This window comes from Polycladospora coralii (genome assembly GCF_014773435.2).
GTDB lineage: Bacteria > Bacillota > Bacilli > Thermoactinomycetales > Thermoactinomycetaceae > Polycladospora > Polycladospora coralii.
In genome coordinates this window covers 1-2,936 of the sequence record NZ_JACXAG020000024.1, presented here as the reverse complement: position 1 = coordinate 2,936, position 2,936 = coordinate 1, and the positions used below count along the sequence as shown (strand labels likewise).

Annotated in this window: 1 rRNA gene; it reads right to left on the bottom strand. The window is 54.1% G+C overall.

The features are described 5' to 3' along the window. Positions 1-2: 2 nt before the first annotated feature. Positions 3-2,933: ribosomal RNA gene (locus IC619_RS16510) — 23S ribosomal RNA — on the bottom strand. Between the last annotated feature and the right edge of the window lie 3 nt (positions 2,934-2,936).

Genomic DNA, 2,936 nt, shown 5'->3' with positions numbered 1-2,936 from the left:
TGTAGGTTAAGCCCTCGACCGATTCGTACCTGTCAGCTGAACATATTGCTATGCTTACACCTCAGGCCGATCAACCTCGTCATCTACAAGGGGTCTTACCAAGACCAAAGGTCTTGTGGGAAATCTCATCTTGAGGAAGGCTTCGCGCTTAGATGCTTTCAGCGCTTATCCCGTCCATACTTGGCTACCCAGCGGTGCCTCTGGCGAGACAACTGGTACACCAGGGGTATGTCCATCCCGGTCCTCTCGTACTAAGGACAGATCCTCTCAAATTTCCTGCGCCCGCGACAGATAGGGACCGAACTGTCTCACGACGTTCTGAACCCAGCTCGCGTACCGCTTTAATGGGCGAACAGCCCAACCCTTGGGACCTACTACAGCCCCAGGATGCGATGAGCCGACATCGAGGTGCCAAACCTCCCCGTCGATGTGGACTCTTGGGGGAGATAAGCCTGTTATCCCCGGGGTAGCTTTTATCCGTTGAGCGATGGCCCTTCCACTCGGAACCACCGGATCACTAAGTCCGACTTTCGTCCCTGCTCGACTTGTAGGTCTCGCAGTCAAGCTCCCTTATGCCTTTGCACTCTATAGGCGCGATTTCCAACCGCGCTGAGGGAACCTTGGAGCGCCTCCGTTACATTTTAGGAGGCGACCGCCCCAGTCAAACTGCCCACCTGACACGGTCCTCCTACCGGATGACGGTAGTGAGTTAGAACCCCGATACGACCAGAGTGGTATCCCACCGGCGTCTTCCCTGAGACTGGCGTCCCAGGTTCTACGACTCCCACCTATCCTGTACAAGTCGTATCTAGATTCAATATCAGGCTGCAGTAAAGCTCCACGGGGTCTTTCCGTCTTGTCGCGGGTAACCAGCATCTTCACTGGTAGTACAATTTCACCGGGTCTCTCGTTGAGACAGCGTCCAGATCGTTACGCCTTTCGTGCGGGTCGGAACTTACCCGACAAGGAATTTCGCTACCTTAGGACCGTTATAGTTACGGCCGCCGTTTACTGGGGCTTCGGTGCAGAGCTTCGCGCCAAAGGCGCTAACCCGTTCCCTTAACCTTCCAGCACCGGGCAGGCGTCAGCCCCTATACATCGCCTTGCGGCTTAGCAGAGACCTGTGTTTTTGCTAAACAGTCGCCTGGACCTCTTCACTGCGGCCCCCCACAAGGGGGGCACCCCTTCTCCCGAAGTTACGGGGTCATTTTGCCGAGTTCCTTAACGAGAGTTCTCCCGAGCACCTTAGGATTCTCTCCTCGCCTACCTGTGTCGGTTTACGGTACGGGCACCTAGATTCTCCTAGAGGCTTTTCTTGGCAGCGTGAGATCAAGAACTTCGGTACTATAAATTTCCCTCCCCATCACAGCCTAGCCTTAAGATGATCCGGATTTGCCTGGATCATCAGCCTCACTGCTTGGACGCACACATCCAATGGTGCGATTCTCTACCCTTCTGCGTCACCCCATCGTGCAAACGAAAATAGGTGGTACAGGAATATCAACCTGTTGTCCATCGCCTACGCCTTTCGGCCTCGGCTTAGGTCCCGACTAACCCTGAGCGGACGAACCTTCCTCAGGAAACCTTGGGCTTTCGGTGGAGGGGATTCTCACCCCTCTTTTCGCTACTCATACCGGCATTCTCACTTCCAAGTACTCCACCGCATCTCGCGATGCGACTTCGCAGCGCTTGGAACGCTCCCCTACCATGTCATAAGACATCCACAGCTTCGGTGTTCGTTTTAGCCCCGTTACATTTTCGGCGCAGAGTCACTTGACCAGTGAGCTATTACGCACTCTTTAAATGGTGGCTGCTTCTAAGCCAACATCCTGGTTGTCTAGGCAACTCCACATCCTTTTCCACTTAAACGAAACTTAGGGACCTTAGCTGGTGGTCTGGGCTGTTTCCCTTTCGACTACGGATCTTAGCACTCGCAGTCTGACTCCCGGATAAAAGTACATGGCATTCGGAGTTTGACTGAGTTCGGTAACCCGGTAAGGGCCCCTAGCCCAATCAGTGCTCTACCTCCATGACTCTAAAATCCGAGGCTAGCCCTAAAGCTATTTCGGGGAGAACCAGCTATCTCCAGGTTCGATTGGCATTTCACCCCTACCCACACCTCATCCCCTAGTTTTTCAACACTAGTGGGTTCGGACCTCCATTGCGTGTTACCGCAACTTCATCCTGGACATGGGTAGCTCACCTGGTTTCGGGTCTACGTCTACGTACTGAAGCGCCCTATTCAGACTCGCTTTCGCTACGGCTCCAGCTTTAACTTTAACCTTGCACGCAAACGTAACTCGCCGGTTCATTCTACAAAAGGCACGCCGTCACCCCTCTAGGGGGGCTCCGACTGATTGTAAGCACACGGTTTCAGGTTCTATTTCACTCCCCTTCCGGGGTGCTTTTCACCTTTCCCTCACGGTACTGGTTCACTATCGGTCGCCAGGGAGTATTTAGCCTTGGGAGGTGGTCCTCCCGGATTCCGACGGGGTTTCACGTGCCCCGCCGTACTCAGGGTACATCTCGGAGAGAAACGAATTTCGATTACAGGGCTGTTACCTGCTGTGGCGGGACTTTCCAGTACCACTTCATCTATCCGTTTCCTTTGTAACTCCATGTGAGATGCCCTACAACCCCAGTAGGCAAAGCCTACTGGTTTGGGCTAATCCCGTTTCGCTCGCCGCTACTCAGGGAATCGAGTTTTCTTTCTCTTCCTCAGGGTACTAAGATGTTTCAGTTCCCCTGGTCTGCCTCAACCTACCCTATGGATTCAGGTAGGTGTACCAGCGCTTCATGCTGGTGGGTTGCCCCATTCGGAAACCCTCGGATCACAGCTCACTTACAGCTCCCCGAGGCATATCGGTGTTCGTCCCGTCCTTCGTCGGCTCCTGGCGCCAAGGCATCCTCCGTGTGCTCTTAGTAGCTTAACCTAA